The sequence below is a fragment of the Stenotrophomonas sp. 10N36 genome (assembly GCF_056395005.1).
Genome location: NZ_JBFTIS010000016.1, coordinates 33,756 through 54,315, shown reverse-complemented (window position 1 = coordinate 54,315; position 20,560 = coordinate 33,756). Strand labels below are relative to the sequence as shown.

Sequence of the window (20,560 nt, the reverse complement as noted above, 5' to 3'; positions counted from 1 at the left end):
CGGGCCTGCCCATGGTGCGTCGCCTGGATGGTCGGTGTGGATGATGTGCAAGCAATGAATTGGGTGGATCGCGGTCAGAAGTTGAATATCGAGCCGAACGAACAGCATGCTGGCAGCTGTATCGGGGTGTCGCGAATGTCGTCGGTGCAGCTCACCGGCGGCGCGTTTACGCTCTGGATACAGCTGCGGGGTAGCGCCTGGCTGCACGCACGCGAAGGGCGCTTCCGCCTTCACCGGGGTAACTGGATCGTGCTTGACCGTGACTCGCGGCCGAGCCTGCAGGCCGACCGTCATGGGGTCTGCATCGGCGTGGCCCTGTGTGGAGCGGACCTGGACGTCCTCAAGGAAGACGCCTGCCGGCTCTATCCCGGCCTGGGCCGGATGCGGCGTTGTGATCTACAGATCGCGCTGCGCCTGTGGCGGCAACTGGGCATGAACCTGCAGAACCCCGCCACCGCGCGCCCTGCGGCGCTACAGCCACTGCTGCGCCACATCGCGCACCTGCAACAGGCGCTCGGTGTGCAGGAAGCGCGCTGCCCGGGACGGTCACTGCATCGCAAACGCCATGTGCTCGGCCGTCTGTGTCGGGCCCATCTGCTGTTGCAAGGCAACGTCGACCGCGTGGTCCGGGTGTCCGAGCTGGCCGAGCTGTCCAATCTGTCTTACTGGTATTTCTCCAAGGCATTCCTCGGCCTGTTCGGTGAGAACCCCCAAGCCACCGGCGCGCGCCTGCGCCTGCAGCATGCGGGCGAACTGCTGGCCAACAGTGACCTGATCATCGGCGAAGTCGGTGCGGCATGTGGTTTCGAAAGCGGGTGCAGCTTCGCGCGCGCCTTCCGTGCGCATTTCGGCGTGAGCGCGTCGGTCTACCGCGCGCATGCACTGCGCACTAAAGCTAATTCGGCACATGCCCAACGCGTATCGCGTACAGGCTGAGTGACAACGAAACAGTAACGTTTGCGTCGCGTACTTCGCACAACCAATCAATTGGAGAGATTGATGCAGAACCAGACGTTGCCGGGCCGATTGCCGGTGAAGATGTTGTCCGTCGCCATCGGCCTGGCCCTGGCACCTGTTGCCGCCTTCGCCGACACGCCTACCACCCTGGACAAGATCGAAGTTACCGGGTCACGCATCCGCGCCGCCGACGCCGAAACCCGTCAACCCGTGCTGGTGGTTACCCGCGCCGACATCACCCGCCAGGGCTTCACCAGCATCGCCGACATCCTGCAGAACCTGAGTTCGGCAGGGTCACCGCCGGCCGCACGGTCCGATGCGCTGGCTTCCGGCGAAAGCGTGGGTGGCTATTACGTCGACATCCGCAACCTCGGGGCCTCACGCACCCTGGTGCTGCTCAATGGTCGGCGCCTGGGTGCCACCACCAGCGGCCGGCAGGACCTGGGGCAAGTGCCGATGAGCGCGGTCCAGCGCATTGAAGTGTTGAAGGATGGTGCATCGGCCATCTATGGCTCCGATGCCATTGCCGCGGTGGTCAACATCATCACCGACAACACCTTCGACGGTGCCGAGCTGAATGCCTCGCTGGGCCAGTTCAGCCAGGGAGATGGCCGCAACCAGCAGCTGTCGCTGCGGGTCGGCACGCAGGGCGATCGGGGCGGCATGACCGCCGCACTGGACTACAGCAAGGAAGACCCGGTCTGGGCCAAGGACCGTTGGTTCAGCCGGCATGGCGATGCCGGCCCGGACTACCCGGGCTCGGGCTGGAGTGGCGTGGGCCGGAACGGTTCGCATTGCAATCCCTGCGCCAACGGCGAAGACATCAAGGCGGCCGATGCGCGCTGGTGGACATTGAAAGACGGCGGCGATCCCGCCAACCCCACTGACTACCGCCCCACCGATGCACGCGACAGGGTCAATGCCAACGAGCAGATGATGCTGCAGACCGGTATCGAGCGCCGCTCGCTGTTTGCCACCGCCTGGTACGACCTCACCGACAACGTGCGCCTGGAGGGTGAAGCGCTGTACAACCAGCGCATCACCGACCAGCAGGTGGCCGGCTATCCGCTGTCCTATGACGTGCCGGCCAACAGCCCCTTCAATCCGCATGGGGTGGACACCGAGATCGTCCGCCGCCTGTGGGAAGTGCCCCGCACTACCCGCAGCGACCTGCAGACTTTCCGTGTCAGCGGTGCGCTGAAGGGGGCGTTCCAGTTCGGCGGGCGCGACTTCGATTGGGACATCGGCGGCCTGTACAACCGCAACAATCTGAGCAAGACCGGCCATGGCGATGCAAGCAAGCTGGCCCTGAACCGTGCACTGAGCCCGGACTGCGGCACCGCCAAGGACGCCAACTGCAGGCCGTGGAACCCGTTCCTGCCCAATGGCGTGGGCGGCCCGGGAGCGTTGTCCGACCCGGATCTGCAGACGTTCCTGTTCCCCTACTTCACCGACACCGGCACCACCAGCACCACGGTCTACAGCGCCAACCTGGCCGGTGCGCTGTTCGATGTCCCGGCCGGCGAAGTGGGTATCGCGGTGGGCTATGAGCACCGTCGGGAAGAGGGTCGTTTCGTCCCCGACGCCTTCAAGCAGTCCAACGAAAGCACCGGCCTGGCGGCCACCACCACCGAGGGCGGCTATGCACTGGATGAGTTCTATGCCGAACTGAGCGTGCCCATCCTGCGCGACCTGCCGTTTGCGCGCGAGCTCACCCTCAGCACGGCCGGTCGCCATTCCAGGTACAGCAACTTCGGCAACACCCTCAACAGCAAGTTCGGCCTGACCTGGCGCCCGCTGGATGAGCTGCTGGTGCGGGGCACGGTGGCTACCGGCTTCCGCGCACCGACCATTTCCAACCTGTACGGTGGCGCCGGTTCAAGCTTCGAGCGCTACACCGACCCGTGTGGTGTCGGCGCGACCAACAGCGTCAACGGCAACGCGGCCTGCAACGCCGCAGGCGTGCCGCTGGGTTACGTACAGCTGGGTCAGAACGGCGTGCCCTGCACCGGCTACCCGTGCCAGACACCGGACGAGTTCATCAACCAGTCCAACCTGGGCCTCAAGCCGGAGACGTCCACCAGTCGCACCGTTGGGGCCGTGTGGAGCCCGAGATGGGTGGACGGGCTGGACATTTCGCTCGACTGGTACCAATACTCGGTCAAGGACATGATCATCGCCGACAGCGTCGGCCGCATCCTGCGCGACTGTTATGTACTGGGCGATGCAGCTCGATGCGGGGGCATCGTGCGTGCACCCGACGGTCATATCAGCGGCCTGACCTACGGCGTGGCCAACCTCGGCAGGATGGAAACCCAGGGCTACGACCTGGGCATCCGCTACCGTTTGCCGGAACTGGCCATCGGCCAGATCAAGCTGGATTGGCAGACCAGCTATGTCAGTCAGTACGACGAGGAAGGCAACAACGCCAAGGGCGACAAGATCATGATTGGCCGCGTCGGCCAGGTCGGCGACTCCAGCGTGTTCCGTGTGCGCTCCACCCTCGGTGCGGATTGGGAGAAGGGCGACTGGGGCGTCCGCTATGGGCTGCGCTACTACTCCGCAATGAAGGAGTCCTGCGTGCCCAACCGCCCCTGCACGCACCCCGACCGTTTCGCCAACGGTGAGCCCGATGCCATCCGCCGGGTAGGCAGCAATACCTTCCACGACGTGCAGGTCCGTTGGCAGGCACCGTGGGATGCCACCGTGTCGGTGGGCGCCAACAATGTGTTCAATCACCAGGGTCCGATCATGTTCACCTCACCGGGTGGCGCCTTCCCCTACTACGCCGGCTTCGACTTCGGCCGTACGGTGTACATGAAGTACCAGCAACGATTCTGATCGCCCCGAAACGGGAAACGCGCGTGGCCGGCACCTGCCTGCCACGCGTCGTCCTGCCTGCGCCCAGGACGCGTCATCGACCTGCATCAGTCGTGCGGTTCGATCTTCTTGGCGATCCGGCTGAACACCGCCAGCACGATCAGACACAGAATGCTGACCCCGATGGCGATGACGTACTCGCCGATGCCCACCGCGATGCCGATCGATGCCGACATGATCAGTGAGCTGGCCGTGGTCAGGCCGCTGACCTGGTCATCGCGCGACCCGCGCAGGATGGTGCCAGCGGCAACAAAGCCAACGCAGGCCACCACCGCTTCAATCAGACGCACCGGATCGACCTGCAGCAGGTCGCGATAGCGCTCCTGCTGGAAGTGCTCGGCGATGCTGTCGCCCAGGCCCACGATCAAGGCGGCCGCGCCGGCAATGAGCATGTGCGTGCGCAGCCCGGCGGCATGCTTGCCCATCTCGCGTTCGATGCCGATCAGCCCGCCAAACACCATCGCCGCGGCGATCCGCAGCAGAATTGACAGATCTTGTTCCAGTCCCATCCGCATGTCCTCACCTGTTCGCCACAGCCTTGCGTGGCGGACGTGGGAACGCCGTGAAGAGGTGCGTGAGGCCCACGTGCACGGTCATGCGGCAGCGACACTCGCATGACCGCGCTGCGCCTCGGTCAGTGTGCGAGGTAGCCGCCATCAATGGCGTAGTAGGTGCCGGTTGCGAACGAGGCATCGTCGCTGGCCAGCCACGCCACCAGTGCGGCAACTTCGTCCGGCTGACCCAGGCGGCCCAGTGCGTGCTTGCTTTCCAGCGCTTTCTTGACCGTCGGGTCCATCTTCTGCAGCAGTGGGGTGGCGATGAAGCCGGGGCCGACCGCATTGACCCGGATCCTGTCGCCTGCATGTTCCCATGCCGCCGTCTGGGTGAGTCCAACCACACCATGCTTGGCCGCCACGTAAGCAGCCGAGTTGTCGAAACCGACCTGACCAAGGATGGAGGCCATGTTGATGATGCTGCCCCCCTTGCCGCTGCTGCGCATCGCCTGGATCTGCGCGCGTTGGCAGAGGAAAACGCTGGTCAGGTTGATATCGATCACCCGCTTCCAACCGTCCACCGGATAGTCGCCACTGGCGGCCGACGGCCCGCCGATACCGGCGTTGTTGACCGCAATGTCCAGCCCGCCCAGTTCCTGCACGGTGCGCTGCACGGCCGCTTCCACCGCGGCCTCGTCGGTGACGTCCAGCGCGATGCCGATCGCCTTCACACCTTTGCCGCGCAGCGCCTCGGCCGTCTTCTGCACCGCTTCTTCCTTCAGGTCCCACACTGCCACCGCCGCACCGGATGCGGCGAGCAGTTCGGCGGCGGCCAGGCCGATGCCGGACACGCCACCGGTCACGATCGCCACCTTGCCCTTGAGCTGATAATCAATCATCGCGTTGTACCTCTGCTTGGAATGTATCGCAGACAGCGCCTGCATCTGCCCTCACGGTACGCCTGCAACGCGTTACAGAACGTGCACATGGGCGACCGCAACAATGCTTCCCATCGGTGCAACGCACGCCCCCCTATGCTGGCGGTCGTACGTCCACATCTGGTCATTACGCGCTGCGTGATGCGGCCCCCTCCTTCCTAGGTATGCACATGACTTCTTCCAGTGACGGCCCCCTGTTCACCCCCACCCGGTTCGGTGCGATCGCGGTCGCCAACCGCATCGCGATGGCCCCGCTTACCCGCAACCGTGCCATCGAAGGGCGCGTGCCCAATCCCCTGGCGATCCAGTACTACGAACAGCGCGCCAGCGCGGGCCTGATCATTGCCGAGGCCACCCAGATCAGCCCGCTGGGCCAGGGCTATCTGGACACGCCCGGCATCTACAGCCAGGGCCAGATCGACGCCTGGAAGAAGGTCACCGACGCCGTGCATGCACGCGGCGGCAAGATCGTGCTGCAGTTGTGGCACGTGGGCCGCATCTCGCACACCAGCCTGCTGCCCGACGGCGAGGTCCCGGTAGCCCCGAGTGCGTTGCCGGCCAAGGCCAAGACCTTCACCAGCAAGGGCTTCGAGGATGTCTCGGCGCCGCGCGCACTGGAGCTGTCCGAAATCCCCGCGTTGATCCAGGACTACCGCCAGGCCGCCCGCAACGCGATCACCGCCGGCTTCGACGGCGTCGAAGTGCACGCCGCCAACGGCTACCTGATCGACCAGTTCCTGCGCGACGGCAGCAACCAGCGCACCGACGAATATGGTGGCAGCATCGAGAACCGCACCCGTCTGCTCGACGAGGTGGTCCGTGCGATCGCCTCGGAGATCGGTCCCGAGCGCACCGGCGTGCGCCTGTCCCCGGTGACCCCGGCCAACGACGCCCACGATTCGCAGCCGCAGCCGTTGTTCGAACGCGCCGTGGAGCGCCTGGATGCGATTGGCCCGCTGGCCTTCATCCACGTCATCGAAGGCGCCACCGGCGGCCCGCGCGACAATATCGCGTTCGACTACCAGGCACTGCGGGCGAAGTTCAAGGGCGCGTGGATCGCCAACAACGGCTACACCAAGGACACCGCCGAGGCCGCCATCGCGTCCGGCTACGCCGACGTGATCGCCTTCGGCCGTCCGTTCATCGCCAACCCCGACCTGGTTGAACGCCTGCGCCTGGGCGTTGCGCTGTCCGACCTGGACCCGGACACGCTGTACGGCGGCGGCTCGCGCGGTTACACCGATTACCCGAGCGTCTCCGGCGCATGACCCGGTAGAGCCGACCGTTGGTCGGCTGCCTTGGCAATGCCGATGGTTGGTCGGCTGCCTTTGCAATGCCGTCCATTGGTCGGCTGTCGTTGGTAATGCCGGCCACTGGCCGGCATTACCGCATCGCGGGCGCTACGTCGCCGCCCTGCAACACCGGCATCAACGCATCCGGCAACCGACAGGGCTGCTGCGGCGCGCTGTCCTGCCGCCATCCCATGCCCAGCATCACGCCTGCTCCCCGTGCGAGCACATCATCGCCGGGTGCCGGGCAGCTGACGTCACTGACCAGCACCTGCCCGTTGCGATCCAGCCACTGCTGGACGAAGTACGGGCCATCGGGCAGCTGCATCGTGCCCAGGTTGAGCCGGGCCACCGCGTGACCCTGCACGTCTCCTTCCCAGGTCGTTTCCAGCGCCACGCCGGTGAAGGCCAAGCGTCGCCGCATCAATACCGTGTAATCGGCATCCAGCAGGGTCAGCTCCTCATCGCCGTCCTCCAGGTAACGCCGCGCCAACGTGCGGTCTTCGCCCCACGGCAGGATCTCCAGGTACCGGGGCGGCAGCGGCTCGCTGCCATCGGCCAGCATCAGGCCCTGCCGCCCCTCGCGGCGGAACACCACGCGCCGTGCGTCCATGTGCTCAACCCCATCGACGCTGCGCCCGATCACCTTGCCCAGTGCGATGTTGTACAGCTGGTTCTGGCCCGTGGCCTGGTTCCACAGCAACAGCAGCGGTGGCACCACATGATCGTCGTCGATCGCCAGGCCTTCGGGCACCGTGTGTGCGGTGGCGCCCTCCCACCACAACCGGGGCGAGGACTCGCCCACAAACGTGCCCAGCAGGCCCGCGCCCACCGCGTCCAGCTGGTCGACGTTGGGCGGGGCGAACATCAGCTGGCCGTTGCAGTCGCGTACCGCGGCGGGGTGGTCGTCGGTGGCAGGGTGAACGCGCCACGGGGGTGCCTGCCGCTGCTCGGCATCGGGCTCGCCCAGCACGGCAGCCAGTGCGGCCGGCACCTCGGTGGGTGGCGAAGCATCGTCGTCATGCACCACCTGCCAACGACCATCGCAGTAGTCCATCCGAACCCGGTCGCGCGTAGTGGGCTGCGCGGCAAAGCGTCCGTCGGCCATCAGCCAGCCGGGCTCGGGGGTGTCTTTCTCGCGGCCGGTGGCATGGCGGCTGACCTGCTCGGGCCAGTCGCGCCGGCCTGCGCTGCCGCCGTACTGGCGATAGCGTGGGTACAGGCCTTGTTGGCGGTAGCGCGCCGCATCTGTCGCCCTGCCCTGCGCATCCACCCGCCGCCACAGCTCGCCCTGGCGCAACCACCAGCCGCCGCCGCTGACCGGCAGCAGTGCGTCAATGTCGTCGGCGAACAGCGTCTTGCCGGCTTCGTTCTGCACGCTGCACTGCGCGGGCAACTCGACACTACATGACACATACACGTGACGGCCGACGAAGGGCCCGGCCACCCACTGCGCCTTGCGTTCGTCCAGTTCCATCACCGGTTGCCCATGCAGGTCGTGGAAACGCAGCGCACCACTGTTGGCATGCCACAGCACGCGATCGGGCACCGCCAAGGGCAGCCACTCGCCATCGTTCAACGCCGGCAGGCGCACCTGCCCCAGTGCATCCACCACGCCCCAACCGCCCGTCGGCTCGCCGTCTGCGCGGATGAACGCCTTCCATAAGGGGTCGCCGGGTGCGGCCTGCGGCAGCACGAAGGGCGTGTGGTACTCGGTGTAACCGTGGTCTTCGCGCAGCAGTCGTCCTGCATCGTCGTACCACTGCTGGGGCGTGGCGTCGCCCTGTGCGCGCATCCAGCGATCGGCAGCCAGCCGAACAATGCGCTCGCCGTTGGGTGCCACCAGCAGGCGGCCATCGGCGGCTACCAGCGCATCGGCGCCGAAACGGTGGCCCAGCACGGTGAACGACTGCGCCTGCACCGGCGTGGCAAGCGCGGCCAGCGCCGTCAGCACGAACATCCTTTTCATCGGTCACATCAGGAAAAACGGAGTTGCACGCTAGCGCCTGTGCACGGGCGACGCAATGCGGGTAGAGCCGACCGTTGGTCGGCTGCACCCGGATCCGCGCGAAGGCAGCCGACCAACGGTCGGCTCTACCGGTGTGTGGACGATCTGGGTGTAGCCGACCAACGGTCGGCTCTACCCGGGCGTTAAGGTTATCCGTGCGTTCTTGGTCAATACACCGGCAGCGAGATAAAGCTCGCCTGTTGCGGTGCGTGCCACACCTGCTGCGTCGCCTTCTGGTAATCGCCCGGCTTGGCCAGATAGATGTTCGGCACGAAGGTCTGCGGGTTGCGGTCGTACAGCGGGAACAGGCTGGACTGCACCTGCACCATCACCCGGTGGCCCGGCTGGAACACGTGGTTGGCCGTGGGCAGGCCGAATGTGTAATCGAGCACCTGGTTGGCCGCGATCGCCTTGGGCGCACTGAAACTCTCGCGGTAGCGCCCGCGGAAGATCGCCATCGACACCGCCAGCTCATAGCCGCCCATCTCCGGCGTGGACGGGGTCTGGTCGGGGTACACGTCGATCAGCTTCACCACCCAGTCGGCATCGCTGCCGGTGGTGGCCGCGGCAAGGTTCACCTGCGGCGCGCCGCCGATGCGCAGCGGTTCGGTCAGCGGTTCGCTGACGAAGGTCAGCACGTCGGGCCGCCCGTCCACGAAACGCTGGTCCTTCACCAACCAGCTGGTCCACATGTCGCGGTCGGCGAAGCGCACCGGGCGCGGCACGAACGGCACCGGCTTGGCCGGGTCCGCCACGTAGGCCTCGTAGGTGGCTTCGCCCGGCTGCGGCGCCTCGAACGACAGCTTGCCGCCCGCACGCAGATACAGCGGCTTGCTCTGTGCCACCGTCCGCGGCCACTGCTGCAGCTTGTCCCAGTGGTTCTCGCCGGTGTTGTAGATCAGCACCGGCGGCGTATCGGCCTTGGCCGCGTCGTCCACCAGGTACTGGTCGAAGAACGGCTTGAGCACGTCGCGGCGGAACTGCAGTGCGGTATCGCCGTCGAACTTCAGCGCGCCCAGATTGCTGCCGTCGTAGTTCACCTGGCTGTGCCGCCACGGGCCCATCACCAGGTAGTTGAGCGTGTTGCTGCTGTCACGCGGCTCCATCGCCGCATAGCTGTGCACCGCGCCCCACATGTCCTCTTGGTCCCACAGTCCCTGCAGCCACATGGTGGGCACCTTCAGCGGGGTCTTGGCCATCTGCGCGTCCAGCGCCTGCTCCTGCCAGAAAGCGTCGTAGGCCGGATGCTCGATCAGCTTGTGCCACCACGGCAGCTGGTCCAGCCCGTTGGCGCGTGCGTAGTCGCCCGCCGAGCCGGCACGCAGGAAGGTGGTGTAGTCGTCGTAGCCGACGCTGGGAATCGACGGCCCCTTGCCGCGCTTGGCCAGCTGGCCGGTGAAGTAGCCGAAGTTGACCTGGCGGAAGGCGCCGTAGTTCAGCCAGTCATCGCCCATCCAGCCGTCGATCATCGGACTCTGCGGTGCGGCCACCTTCAGCGCCGGGTGCGGGTTGGTCAGCGCCATCACCACGGTGAAGCCTTCATACGAAGAGCCCAGCATGCCGACCTTGCCGTTGCTTTCGGGCACGTGCTTGACCAGCCAGTCGATGGTGTCCCAGGCGTCGGTGGCATGGTCCACCTTGGTGCTGTTGAGCGGCCCGCGCAGCGGCCGGGTCATCACGTAATCGCCTTCGGAACCGTACTTGCCGCGAATGTCCTGGAACACCCGGATGTAGCCACCGTCGACGAACACCTCGTCGCCCTGGGGCAGGATGTCGCGCATGTGCGGCGAGTCGATGCGCTTGGCGCGGTTGGCCGCGTCATACGGCGTGCGGGTCAGCAGGATCGGGGCGTGCTTCGCGCCCTTGGGCACCACGATCACCGTGTAGAGCTTTGTGCCGTCGCGCATCGGCACCATCACCACGCGCTTGTCGTAGTCATTGCTGGCCGTGGGCGTGACGAACCCCTTGGCCGGAATATCCGGGGTCATCGGCGAGGTCTGCGCCGACACACTGGCGGCAACCATGAGGCTCAACAGCACGACAGGCACGACACGGACACGCATGGGCTCTCTCCCGGCAGGGGTGGCAATCACCGCAGCCTAGCGCCGCCCGCGCCGCGCCGGTAGATGCCGATGGTCCCGACGGACCGCCCTCGCCCGCATTCAGCCATCAACCACCGTATCGTGCAAAGCCACGCGCGCCACCGCAGAATGGGCCCCGGGATCCACGGCGGCACTCGCCACCGGACCAGACAGCCGATGATGAAGAACCACTACACACTGCAGGCACTGGTGCGCGCCGAGCTGGCGTCACGCGAGGAAGAACAGCGCATCTATTTCCAGATGCGCGATGCCGTTGCCGCGGGCGCGCCATTCCAGCCCATCGCCGACATGGAGGCGATGGCGGGCGTCCTGCAGGACGACAACTGCTACGTGGCACACAACGTGGTGACCTGGAAGGGGCGCACCGCCGTGTTCGGCGGGCGCACCTTCCGGGCCACGGCGGCCGATGTGGTCGCCTTCCTGCGTGGCGCAATGCAGGCCGGCGATGTGCGACCGCTGCTCATCGCGCCCTGCTTCAGCGCGCGACCCGACCGCGTGGTGTTGGTCGACGAGGACCAGCTCGGCGTTTACCGCGTGCGCTGATTCAGGCGCTGGCTGTTTCATGCAGCGCCAGCCAGCGCCATTGCCCGTGGTCCTGGCAAAGCACGGCCAGCGATTCCCGCCAGCGCATCGCGCCCTCCTCCACGCCCTGGCCTTCGCGATAGCGCAGCATGGCCAGCGGCGACGGCAGGGTCGTGGCCTGCACCGACTCGATGGCGATCACCAGCCCGGGGCGCGCGCCGTGGCTGCCGGCAAACAACGCCTGCACGGCGTCCCGATCCAGGCGTTGGCCGGCTACCCCGACCATGCTGAAGTCATCGGTGAAACGCGCCATCAGCGTGTCCAGCGCGGATACCGGGATACGTGCATTGAACCAGTCTTCGATCAGCACATGCAGCGCGTGAATTTCATGCAGGGCGGAGGTGTCAGTCATGCGGAGGTCCTCAAGGTCAGGGTGGACGCCGGCAGGCGCCAGAGCAGAAGCAGCGGCAGCAGGCTCATGCCGGCCGCCAGCAGCAGGGTGAGCGCGAAAGCGCGGTCGGGCATCCGCGACGACAGCACCGCCAGCACGCAGGCCAGCAGCGCGGCGGCCAGGCAGAAACTGAGTTGGCGGTTGAGATTCCAGAGCGCGCTGGCCGGCAGCATGTCCTGGTCCTGCATGCCCTGGAACGCGAGCGTCTGCGCGCTGCTGCTGCACAGGCTTCCGCCAAGCCCCATCAGCGCGAATGCCAGCACTGGCATCCCCGGCTGGCCAGGCTGGATGCCGATCAACAGCACGATGCCCACGGCCTGACACAGCATGCCCGCGCTCAACAGCGGCCGCGCACCGATGCGCGGCAGCCAGTGCCGCGTAGTGGCGATCGCGCAGGCCGAGGCCATCGCCCAAGGCAGCATGAAGCCGCCGATGGCGGCTGCGGTGTAGCCCTGCCGATGCAGCAGCAGCGTCGCCACCAGCTGGGTGCCGATGAAGGTGCCCGGCACCAGCAGATACACCACCATGGCCAGGCGCAGTGCCGGGTGTCGCAGTAACGCCCAGTGCAGTACCGGCTGCGCGGTGCGTGCAGCGGTGCGCGCATAGACCACCAGCACACCGGCGGCGACCACCAGCAGCGCGATCCCCAGCGTGCGCTGGTGCGCCTCGGCGATCTGGCTCAGGGCCACCAGCAGCAGGCTCAGGCCCAGCGAGCCCAGCACCAGGCCGCGCCGGTCCAGGCGCGGCAGCGGCAGCGGCGCCTCGGTGCGGATCCACGCGGCAGCCAGCAGCAGCGTGAGCGCGGCCAATGGCACGCTGGCCAGCAACACCCAGCGCCATGACCCCAGCCCGACCAGCCAGCCGCCCAGGGTCGGCGACAGTGCCGGCACCAGCAGGGCCACGGCCATGATGCGCGCGGTGAGGCGGGCACGCTCGGCCGGCGGGCAATGCCGGTAGGCCATCGCCTGCCCGACCGGAATCAGCAATCCGCCGCCCAGTCCCTGCAGCAGCCGCCAGCCGATCAGCGCTTCAATGCTGGGCGCCGTGCCGGCCAGGATCGCGCCCAGCGCGAACACCGCCAGCGACAGGCACAGCAGCCGGCGCTCGCCCAGCCGCGCGGCCAGCCAGCTGCCCAGCGGGATCACCAGGGTCAGGCCCAGCATGTAGGCATTGCCGATCCACGCCAGCTGCGGCACCGAGGCGTGCAGGTCGGCCGCCACGGCCGGATAGGCCACCGTGCCGATGAACATGTTGACCAGGTCCAGCGAGAACCCGAGCAGGTACAGCAGCTCCACTTTGGCGCGATAGGTCATGCGGCACTCCAGTTGCGAGGCGGCAGCATGCGCGCTGGGCGACGCTGGATAAACCGAACATCCAATGCAAGACTGTCAACTCATTTTTGACAGAAGAGGCGTGCGCGATGGTCAGCCTGGACCGCTTCGAGACCTTCAAGGCCGTGGTCGATGCCGGCAGCCTCACCGCAGCCGCGCAGCGCCTGGGCCAGAGCAAGGCGGTGGTGAGCTTCAATCTGAAGCGGCTGGAGCAGGAACTGGGCGTGACCCTGCTGGTGCGCAATACCCGCAGCTTGGCGCTGACCGAGGCCGGCGAGCGCTTCCACCAGCACTGCGTGGCAATGCTGGCCACCGCCGAACGGGCCATCGAAGAGGCCCGCAGCGAGCAGCTGCAGCTGCGTGGCACGCTGCGCCTGACCACCACGCCCGAATATGCGGCCGCCAAGGTAGTGCCGCTGCTGGAAGGGTTCCGTGCCCTGCACCCGCAGCTGCGGCTGCACCTGTCGACAACGCCGGCGCATGCCGACCTGATTCCCGAGCGGTTCGACCTGGCCATCCGGTTGGGGCGCATGGCCGATTCCGAGCTGCGCGCCACCCTGCTCGATGAGCACGCGTTGTGCGCGGTGGCCGCGCCGTCGGTGGTGTCGGGCTTGCCCGATGATGCCGCGCGTGACGACCCGGACTGGGTGCGTACGCTGCCACGGCTGGGCTATCCGCGTCTGGCGGACCTGCCGTTGATCGCCCCCGATGGCAGCGACCAGATGTTTGCCAGCAACCCCGCCGATGCGGTGGTCACGGTGGACAACGCGTCCACGTTGCGCGCCTTCGCGCTGGCCGGGGCCGGCGCCACGGTGCTGCCACAGTGGCTGATTGCCGAGGACCTGGCGGCAGGTCGGCTGCTGCCGATCCTGCGCGGGCACCGCTTTCCGCGCCAGGGGGTGTATGCGGTGTTTCCCAACACCGCACATCCTTCGCGTCGGGTGCAGCTGCTGCTGGCGCACCTGCGCCAGCATCTGCCCGGTTGAGCTGCGGCAGGCACGACCAACGGTCGTGCCCTACCGGGTTGCGTGCGGGGGGTGGCCATCATGATGGCCAATCCCTGTCCGTGCCGGGTTTGGCCGTCATGGTGGCCAATCCCTGTCCGTACGGGGGTTGGCCGTGATGGTGGCACCCCCCTGCGGGTAGGTACCGACCGTTGGTCGGTACCCGCCGTCGCTTAACGCACTACTTCATCACCGAGCACGAACGCGATGGTTTCCACCGGCTCGTTGGCCGAGCGCGACAGCTGCAGTTCGTAGCGGCCCTCGGCGATCTTCCACTGCTTGTCGGCGGTGTCGAAGCTGGCCAGCGTCTTCGGTTCGGCCTCGATGCGGATCCGGCGCGATTCGCCCGGCTGCAGCGTGACCTTCTGGAAGCCGATCAGGCGGATCGGGGTGGCGCTGCCTTCGGGCATCTTCAGGTACAGCTGGGCCACGTCCGCGCCGGCCACCTTGCCGGTGTTGCGGATGTCCACGGTGGCCACCAGACGCTGGCCCATCGCGGTGGCGCTCAGGTTTTCATAGGTGAAGCTGGTGTAGGACAGGCCATGGCCGAACGCGAACTGCGGGGTCAGGCCCTTGGCGGCGAACCACTTGTAGCCGACGTTGGCGCCTTCGATGTCGTAATCGATGGTGTCATCCGGCTTGTGCTTCGGATTGAAGCCCAGCCCGTTCACTTCCGGGCGCGGCAGCTGGCTGGCATCCACCGGCCAGGTCACCGGCAGGCGGCCGGACGGATTGACCTTGCCGGTCAGCAGCGCGGCAATGCCTTCGCCGCCACGGATGCCCGGGTACCACGCCTGCAGCACCGCCGGCACCTGCTGCAGCCACGGCAGCTCGACCGGGCCGTTGGTTTCCAGCACCACCACGGTCTTCGGGTTGGCCTTGGCCACCCCGGCGATCAGCGCGTCCTGGTTGTCGGGCAGCTTCATGTGCGGCAGGTCGACCGATTCGGCCGACCACTGCGTGGCAAACACGATCGCCACGTCGGCCGCGGCGGCAGCGCGCGCGGCGGCGGCCACGTTGCGGCCATCCACGTACTCGATGGTGGCGTCCGGACGCTCGGCGCGCAGGGCCTCCAGCGGCGAGGACGGATGGAAGATCACCGGACCCGGCCAAGTGGTCGGCAGCACGCCCGGTACCGCGTTGGTGCCCTTGGCGGTCCAGCCGACCATCGACGAACCACCGCCACCGATCACGCCCTTGTCGGCGTGGCCACCGATGATCACGATGCGCTTGACCTCCGGGCCCAGCGGCAACACGTTGTTGGCATTGCGCAGCAGCACACTGCCTTCTTCCACGGTGCGCTGCGCGGCAGCGAAACCGGCGGCGTCATCGATCGGCTGGTGCTGCGGCGGCAGGTCGAAATTGCCGTTGGCGAACATCGCGCGCAGGATCCGCGACACCATGTCGTCCAGGCGCGCACGCGGCACCACGCCGCCATTGACGGCCAGACGCAGCGGTGCGTCGAAGTACACGGCCTTGTCGAACACTTCACCGGCCGACTGCTGGTCCAGACCGGCCAGCGCCGCCTTGGAGCCGCTGTGCACGCCGCCCCAGTCGGACATCACGAAACCGGGGAACTTCCATTCCTGCTTGAGCACCTGGTTCATCAGGTAATCGTGCTCGCAGCCGTAGATGCCGTTGATGCGGTTGTAGGAGCACATCACCGAACCGGGCTTGCCGATATCCAGGGCGATTTCGAACGCCAGCAGGTCCGACTCGCGCATGGCCTGCTCGCCAATCTCGGCGCTGTGGAAATTGCGCGAGGTTTCCATGTCGTTGAGCGCGAAGTGCTTCATCGTCGACACCACGTGCTGGCTCTGCACGCCGCGGATCGACTCGCCAACCAGGCGACCGGCCAGCAACGGGTCTTCACCGGCGTACTCGAAGTTGCGGCCGTTGCGCGGATCGCGCTGCAGGTTGACGCTGCCGGCCAGCAGGATGTTGAAGCGCTGCTGCCAGGCCTCGCGGCCCATGGTGGCGCCACCGGCGAAGGCGACTTCCGGGTTCCAGCTGGACGCGGTGGACGGACCGGACGGCATCGCCGTGGCATGGTCGCCCTTGCGGATGCCGCCCGGGTTGGTCACGCCCACGCCGGCATCGGCCGACTGCTGCGACGGAATGCCCAGCCGCGCCACGCCCGGCACGAAACCGGCCGAACCGACCGCGCCTTCCGGCAGCGGGCCGCCATCCTTGCCCAGCCCGAAGTAGCTGTGCAGCATCTGGAACTTCTCGTCGTCGGTCATCTTCGCCACGATCAGCCGGGCGCGTGCATCGGCGTTGAGCGAGGTGTCCATCCACGGCGTGTCGCCGCCGACCGGCGCGGCGTAGCCCAGGGTCAGCAGCTTGCCGGCGATGGCCGGGCTGTCGGCATCGATGCGCAGTTTGACCGGGGTGCTGGTGGCCGACTGGAACCCGTTGGAACGGGCCACGTCACCCTGCGCGTCGAAACCGGCCACGGCCGCATCGTTCGCACCCAGCAGCACGGCCGGCGCGCCCACGCGCGAGGCCTCGATGAGCTGCTTGAAGCGCGCGCCATCGGCCGCGGCGGTCTGCGTGTACAGCGCCACCACGTGGCGGCCGTCATTCAAACGCAGGTAGTTCATGCCCGGCGCTTCAATGCCCGACTCGGCTTCCACCGGCAGGCGCGAGATCACGATGCTGCCACGGCGCTCGGCCGAGGCCGGGTCGGCACTGACAAAGCGGTAGGTGTAACCCAGCTGGTCGGCCAGCGCTTCCAGCGGGTCCGGCACGTGGCTGGTGCCGCTGGTGTCTGCTTCACGGTGCACGTTGCCGATGGTCAGCGCGTCCACGTTCATGGCCTGCAGCTGGGCGGCAACGTCCTGTGCATTGAGCCAGTTCGGCGCCTGTTCCAGGCTGAGCACGGTGAAGGCGTCGGTACCGCCGGTAGCGGCAGTGGGCGCTGCCCAGGCCGAGGCGGCCAGCGAAAGCGTGATGGCGGCCGTCAGGGCCAGTGGCTTTGTAATCGTTTTCATAAGCGGGCGAAACACCTTTGCTTGCGCAAAAAATCCAGGGAGTCGTGCCGCAGAAGGGTGCAGCGCCAAGATGGCGGATACCGGCACCTTGCAGGCCGGTATCGGGTACTAGCAGGCAATGCAGCTACGACCAGGCCCCTCCGCCCGTCGATACAGCCGCCCTGCCCGGTGGGCGCCGCAGGCGGCACCCATCCGGTGAAGAGTCGTTCACCCCGTTCACCTCTGTCAACAGCGTGTTCAGATTCAGCGGCGCGGGCCAGTCACGCCGATCACGCCGTGGGCTTGACCACGCAGGTCGCCGCAGCGTCCAGCACCTGCCCGTCCCGGTTGCGCGGCAGCAGCGGCGCCAGCGGCTGTCCATCGGCCAGGGCCACCAGCTGCGAACGGGGTTCATCTTCGGCGAACAGGAACGCCTCGCCCCATTGGCGCAGCGCCACCACCAGCGGAAACAGGGCCTGGCCCTGGGCGGTCAGCACGTAGTCCTGGTAACGGCCGCCATCGGCCGCCGGCTGCTGCACCAGCACCCCGGAGGCCTGCAATGCCTGCAGGCGCTGGCTGAGCATGCTGCGCGACATGCCCAGGCTGCGTTGGAAATCACTGAACCGATGTACCCCATCGAAGGCGTCGCGCACGATCAGCAACGACCAGCGGTCGCCGATCAGGTCCAGCGCACGGGCTACCGGACAGGTGGCGTTGGGATCGTCGTGCATGGGGCACCTCCATAGGTGGTTTTATTTTAGAACCAGATCATCCAGAATCAACTGGTTCTATTTTGAGACCATCAGATGTCCATCGCCGCACCGCTGCCCCGTACCGCCACGCCCCTGCTGTTGTTGTTCGCCTGCGCCGCCGGGCTCAGCGTGGCCAACGTCTACTACGCCCAACCGCTGCTGGATGCGCTGGCCGCCGACCTGCACATCGGCACCGCCCGGATCGGCGCGGTCATTGCCGCTACTCAGCTGGGCTCGGTGATCGCGCTGCTGTGGCTGGTGCCGCTGGGCGACCGGTTGGAACGCAGGCGCCTGATGGCGGCGCAGAGCGTGGCGCTGGTCGTGGCCCTGTTGGGCGTTGCCCTGGCCGGCAACGCCACCGCGCTGCTGCTGGGCATGCTGGCGGTGGGCCTGCTCGGCACCGCGATGACCCAGGGGCTGATTGCCTATGCCGCCGCTGCGGCGGGCCCGCATGAGCGTGGCCGCGTGGTCGGTGCCGCGCAGGCCGGCGTGGTGATCGGCCTGCTGCTGGCCCGGGTGGTGGCCGGTGGCGTGGCCGACCTGGGGGGCTGGCGTGCGGTGTATGTGCTGTCGGCGGTGCTGATGGTGGTCAGCGGCGCGGTGCTGTGGCTGCGCCTGCCACGGCTGCCGGTGGCCGATACCGCGCCCCGGATCGGGTTGATCACTCTGCTGCGTCAGCAACCTGTGCTGCGCCAACGCGGCGTGCTCGGACTGCTGCTGTTCACCGCGTTCGGGCTGTTCTGGAGCAGCATGGCGCTGCCCTTGAGCGCGCCGCCGCATGCGCTCAGCCATACCGCCATCGGTGCGTTCGCACTGGTCGGCCTGCTCGGCGCGTTGGCCGCCGCGCGCAGCGGGCACTGGAGCGATCGCGGCCATGCCGACCGTGTTTCCTTTGCTGCGCTGCTGCTGTTGCTGTTGAGCTGGGCCCCGCTGGCTGCGCTGCCGCTGCACATGGGCTGGCTGGTACTGGGCGTGCTGTTGCTGGATCTGGCGGTACAGGCACTGCACGTGACCAACCAGAGCCTGATCCTGGCCGCCGCGCCCAACGCGCAGGCGCAGGTGATCGCCGCTTACATGCTGTTCTATGCGGCCGGCAGCGGGATCGGCGCGCTGCTGGGCAGCAGCCTGTATGCCGCGTATGGCTGGAACGGCGTCTGCAGTGCCGGCGCCCTGGTTTCATTGCTTGCGCTGGGCGCGTGGTGGACGGTTTCCGCTACCCTGCGCAGCAGGTGCAAGGGGTGAACGATGCGGAGCGTGCGATGAATGCGTCCACGGCAGTGAACGGGCAGTGGTCTGGCGCACTGCTGCTGGGCCCGCATTTCGCCGTGCTGCAGGGCCATGCCGGTGCCACCGGTGCGCATGCCCACTACGCCCACCAGGTGCTGCTGGCCGATGCCGGCCACTGGACCGTGCAGAACGACGACGGGCTGCAGTGCGGCACGCGCCTGTTGCTCCCCTCGTTCCAGTCGCATGCGGTGCGCGGCGTGCCGCTGCGCGGCTGCACGGTATGGATTGAACCCAGCCATGTCGACCTGCAGACGCTGCAGGCACAGCTGCCCTTGCTTCCGTGCGATCCGCAGGCGGTGCTGCCCTGCCTGTCGGCCCTGGTCGCGCGGGCGCCGCTGGACCGCCGGCTGCAGGCCGCACTGTCCGCACTGGACGCGCGGTTGCCCGAGCGCATTGCGGCCCCGGCCATCGCAGCGGCCGCGCACCTGTCCGAAAGCCAGCTGCACCGCCGCTTCCAGCAGGACCTGGCCGTGTCACTGCGTGGCCTGGTGCTGTGGCGCCGGTTGCGCCAGGCACTGGTCCAGGTGATCGAGGGACACAGCCTGACCACCAGCGCACATGCCGCCGGCTTCGCCGACCTGGCGCACTTCTCGCGCAGCCTGCGGCGCATGTTCGGCGTGCAGGCCGGGCACCTGGCCGGCCTGCACCTGCAGCATTATCGCGGCGACTGATCCAGCCCCGGGGGCGGCGGCGGTTCCGGCACGTGCGGCAGTGCGCGGAACGGCGCCAGCAGTTGCCCCAGGTAGTCCCGTGGATAGGCCGGCTGGCTGCCAATCCCCAGGTCGTCCACGCGCATCCGGTAGTCGGCATCGAAGGCCGTCCCCAGCAGATGGTCCCAGACGGTCAGGAACAACCCGAAGTTGACGTCGCCGGCCTTGCCATAACGCATGTGGTGGAACCGATGCAGCGGGGCCCATGCCATCACCTTGCCCAGCCAGCCCGGTCGCATGTCCACGTTGGAGTGCTGCAGCAGCAGCTGGATGGCAATGGCAAAGGCCAGCACCGCCGCCACCGGGTATGGCATGCCCAGCAACAGCAGCGGCAACACCCCGCCCAAGGCTTCGGCCGTCTGGTGCAGCGGGTGCTTCATCAATCCGTTGAACCCATACATGCGGGTCACGCTGTGGTGGACGGCATGCAACCGCCACAGCCAGGCCCAGCGATGGCTCGCGTAATGCACCAGGGTGATGCCCAGGTCCGCGGCGACGATCGCCAGCACCACCTGCGCCACCACACTCCAGTGCGTCGGCCACAGCTGCCACGGCACCCACGCGGCCACCAGCGGAATCGCACCGATCGCCAGCAGGTTCAATCCTTCATTCACCAGCGCGTGGACGGCATCGCGGCCCGCATCGCCCTGGCGTGCGTTGAAGGCCGGGTCATACGGCCAGCAGCGCTCGGCCAGCCACGACACGGCGATGGCCAGCACCAACCCCGGCAGCAGCCACAGGGGCGACCCCGCTGCATACCCCACCCACCACGTGGCCATCCCCACGCATCCAAGCAGCATTCCCGGCGCATACAACGCCAACCACCATCGCTTCATCGACCTGCTCCATACAAAGGAGCGGCC

16 protein-coding genes are annotated in these 20,560 nt (G+C 67.4%); 7 read left to right on the top strand and 9 right to left on the bottom strand.

Annotated elements, in window-relative coordinates; all coding sequences use genetic code 11:
• Positions 1-45 precede the first annotated feature (45 nt).
• Both AC1DCJ_RS15555 and AC1DCJ_RS15550 read left to right on the top strand, forming a co-directional pair.
• Entirely contained in the window at positions 46-936 is an 891-nt protein-coding gene (locus AC1DCJ_RS15555; RefSeq protein ID WP_478071360.1) for a helix-turn-helix domain-containing protein, read from the top strand.
• Positions 937-999: 63 nt separating this feature from the next.
• On the top strand, positions 1,000-3,798 hold the full coding sequence (locus AC1DCJ_RS15550; protein WP_314402149.1) for a TonB-dependent receptor plug domain-containing protein: 2,799 nt from the start codon (positions 1,000-1,002) through the stop codon (positions 3,796-3,798).
• An 86-nt stretch (positions 3,799-3,884) separates the two neighbouring features.
• On the opposite strand, the gene AC1DCJ_RS15545 is transcribed toward AC1DCJ_RS15550, so the two are convergent.
• Together AC1DCJ_RS15545 and AC1DCJ_RS15540 are read right to left on the bottom strand one after the other, a co-directional pair.
• On the bottom strand, positions 3,885-4,346 hold the full coding sequence (locus AC1DCJ_RS15545; protein ID WP_137189668.1) for an MgtC/SapB family protein: 462 nt from the start codon (positions 4,344-4,346) through the stop codon (positions 3,885-3,887).
• Positions 4,347-4,471: 125 nt separating this feature from the next.
• Positions 4,472-5,230: an SDR family NAD(P)-dependent oxidoreductase gene (locus tag AC1DCJ_RS15540; protein ID WP_137189669.1), complete on the bottom strand. Its 759-nt coding sequence runs from the start codon at positions 5,228-5,230 to the stop codon at positions 4,472-4,474.
• A 209-nt stretch (positions 5,231-5,439) separates the two neighbouring features.
• On the opposite strand from AC1DCJ_RS15540, the gene AC1DCJ_RS15535 reads away from it, so the two are divergent.
• Positions 5,440-6,537, top strand: coding sequence for an alkene reductase (locus AC1DCJ_RS15535; RefSeq protein ID WP_478071349.1), 1,098 nt, complete (start codon positions 5,440-5,442; stop codon positions 6,535-6,537).
• Between the two features lie 115 nt (positions 6,538-6,652).
• Here the strand turns inward: AC1DCJ_RS15535 and AC1DCJ_RS15530 are convergent, their stop codons facing one another.
• Positions 6,653-8,527 (bottom strand): hypothetical protein, encoded by a 1,875-nt coding sequence (locus AC1DCJ_RS15530; RefSeq protein ID WP_478071348.1) that lies wholly within the window; start codon positions 8,525-8,527, stop codon positions 6,653-6,655.
• 206 nt (positions 8,528-8,733) lie between these two features.
• Positions 8,734-10,629: a CocE/NonD family hydrolase gene (locus tag AC1DCJ_RS15525; RefSeq protein WP_478071347.1), complete on the bottom strand. Its 1,896-nt coding sequence runs from the start codon at positions 10,627-10,629 to the stop codon at positions 8,734-8,736.
• A 198-nt stretch (positions 10,630-10,827) separates the two neighbouring features.
• Between AC1DCJ_RS15525 and AC1DCJ_RS15520 the strand changes: the two genes are divergently transcribed.
• Positions 10,828-11,211, top strand: coding sequence for a hypothetical protein (locus AC1DCJ_RS15520; RefSeq protein WP_314402159.1), 384 nt, complete (start codon positions 10,828-10,830; stop codon positions 11,209-11,211).
• 1 nt (position 11,212) lies between these two features.
• On the opposite strand, the gene AC1DCJ_RS15515 is transcribed toward AC1DCJ_RS15520, so the two are convergent.
• Together AC1DCJ_RS15515 and AC1DCJ_RS15510 are read right to left on the bottom strand one after the other, a co-directional pair.
• Positions 11,213-11,602: a DUF4440 domain-containing protein gene (locus AC1DCJ_RS15515; protein WP_478071346.1), complete on the bottom strand. Its 390-nt coding sequence runs from the start codon at positions 11,600-11,602 to the stop codon at positions 11,213-11,215.
• A complete protein-coding gene (locus AC1DCJ_RS15510) occupies positions 11,599-12,954 on the bottom strand; it encodes an MFS transporter (protein ID WP_478071345.1) in 1,356 nt (451 codons plus the stop codon). Before AC1DCJ_RS15510 ends, AC1DCJ_RS15515 begins: the two co-directional genes overlap by 4 nt.
• A 107-nt stretch (positions 12,955-13,061) precedes the next feature.
• On the opposite strand from AC1DCJ_RS15510, the gene AC1DCJ_RS15505 reads away from it, so the two are divergent.
• On the top strand, positions 13,062-13,958 hold the full coding sequence (locus AC1DCJ_RS15505) for a LysR family transcriptional regulator (RefSeq protein WP_478071344.1): 897 nt from the start codon (positions 13,062-13,064) through the stop codon (positions 13,956-13,958).
• Between the two features lie 191 nt (positions 13,959-14,149).
• On the opposite strand, the gene AC1DCJ_RS15500 is transcribed toward AC1DCJ_RS15505, so the two are convergent.
• Together AC1DCJ_RS15500 and AC1DCJ_RS15495 are read right to left on the bottom strand one after the other, a co-directional pair.
• Entirely contained in the window at positions 14,150-16,969 is a 2,820-nt protein-coding gene (locus AC1DCJ_RS15500) for a beta-glucosidase (protein WP_478071343.1), read from the bottom strand.
• A 269-nt stretch (positions 16,970-17,238) separates the two neighbouring features.
• Positions 17,239-17,679 (bottom strand): winged helix-turn-helix transcriptional regulator, encoded by a 441-nt coding sequence (locus AC1DCJ_RS15495; protein ID WP_313245535.1) that lies wholly within the window; start codon positions 17,677-17,679, stop codon positions 17,239-17,241.
• A 75-nt stretch (positions 17,680-17,754) separates the two neighbouring features.
• Here AC1DCJ_RS15495 and AC1DCJ_RS15490 point away from each other — a divergent pair, with 75 nt between their 5' ends.
• Complete coding sequence (locus tag AC1DCJ_RS15490) at positions 17,755-18,942, top strand: MFS transporter (RefSeq protein ID WP_478071342.1); 1,188 nt, start codon at positions 17,755-17,757, stop codon at positions 18,940-18,942.
• 17 nt (positions 18,943-18,959) lie between these two features.
• Complete coding sequence (locus AC1DCJ_RS15485) at positions 18,960-19,658, top strand: helix-turn-helix transcriptional regulator (RefSeq protein WP_478071341.1); 699 nt, start codon at positions 18,960-18,962, stop codon at positions 19,656-19,658.
• Here AC1DCJ_RS15485 and AC1DCJ_RS15480 read toward each other — a convergent pair.
• Positions 19,643-20,533, bottom strand: coding sequence for a sterol desaturase family protein (locus tag AC1DCJ_RS15480; protein ID WP_313245531.1), 891 nt, complete (start codon positions 20,531-20,533; stop codon positions 19,643-19,645). The two genes, AC1DCJ_RS15485 and AC1DCJ_RS15480, sit on opposite strands and share 16 nt — an antisense overlap.
• Between the last annotated feature and the right edge of the window lie 27 nt (positions 20,534-20,560).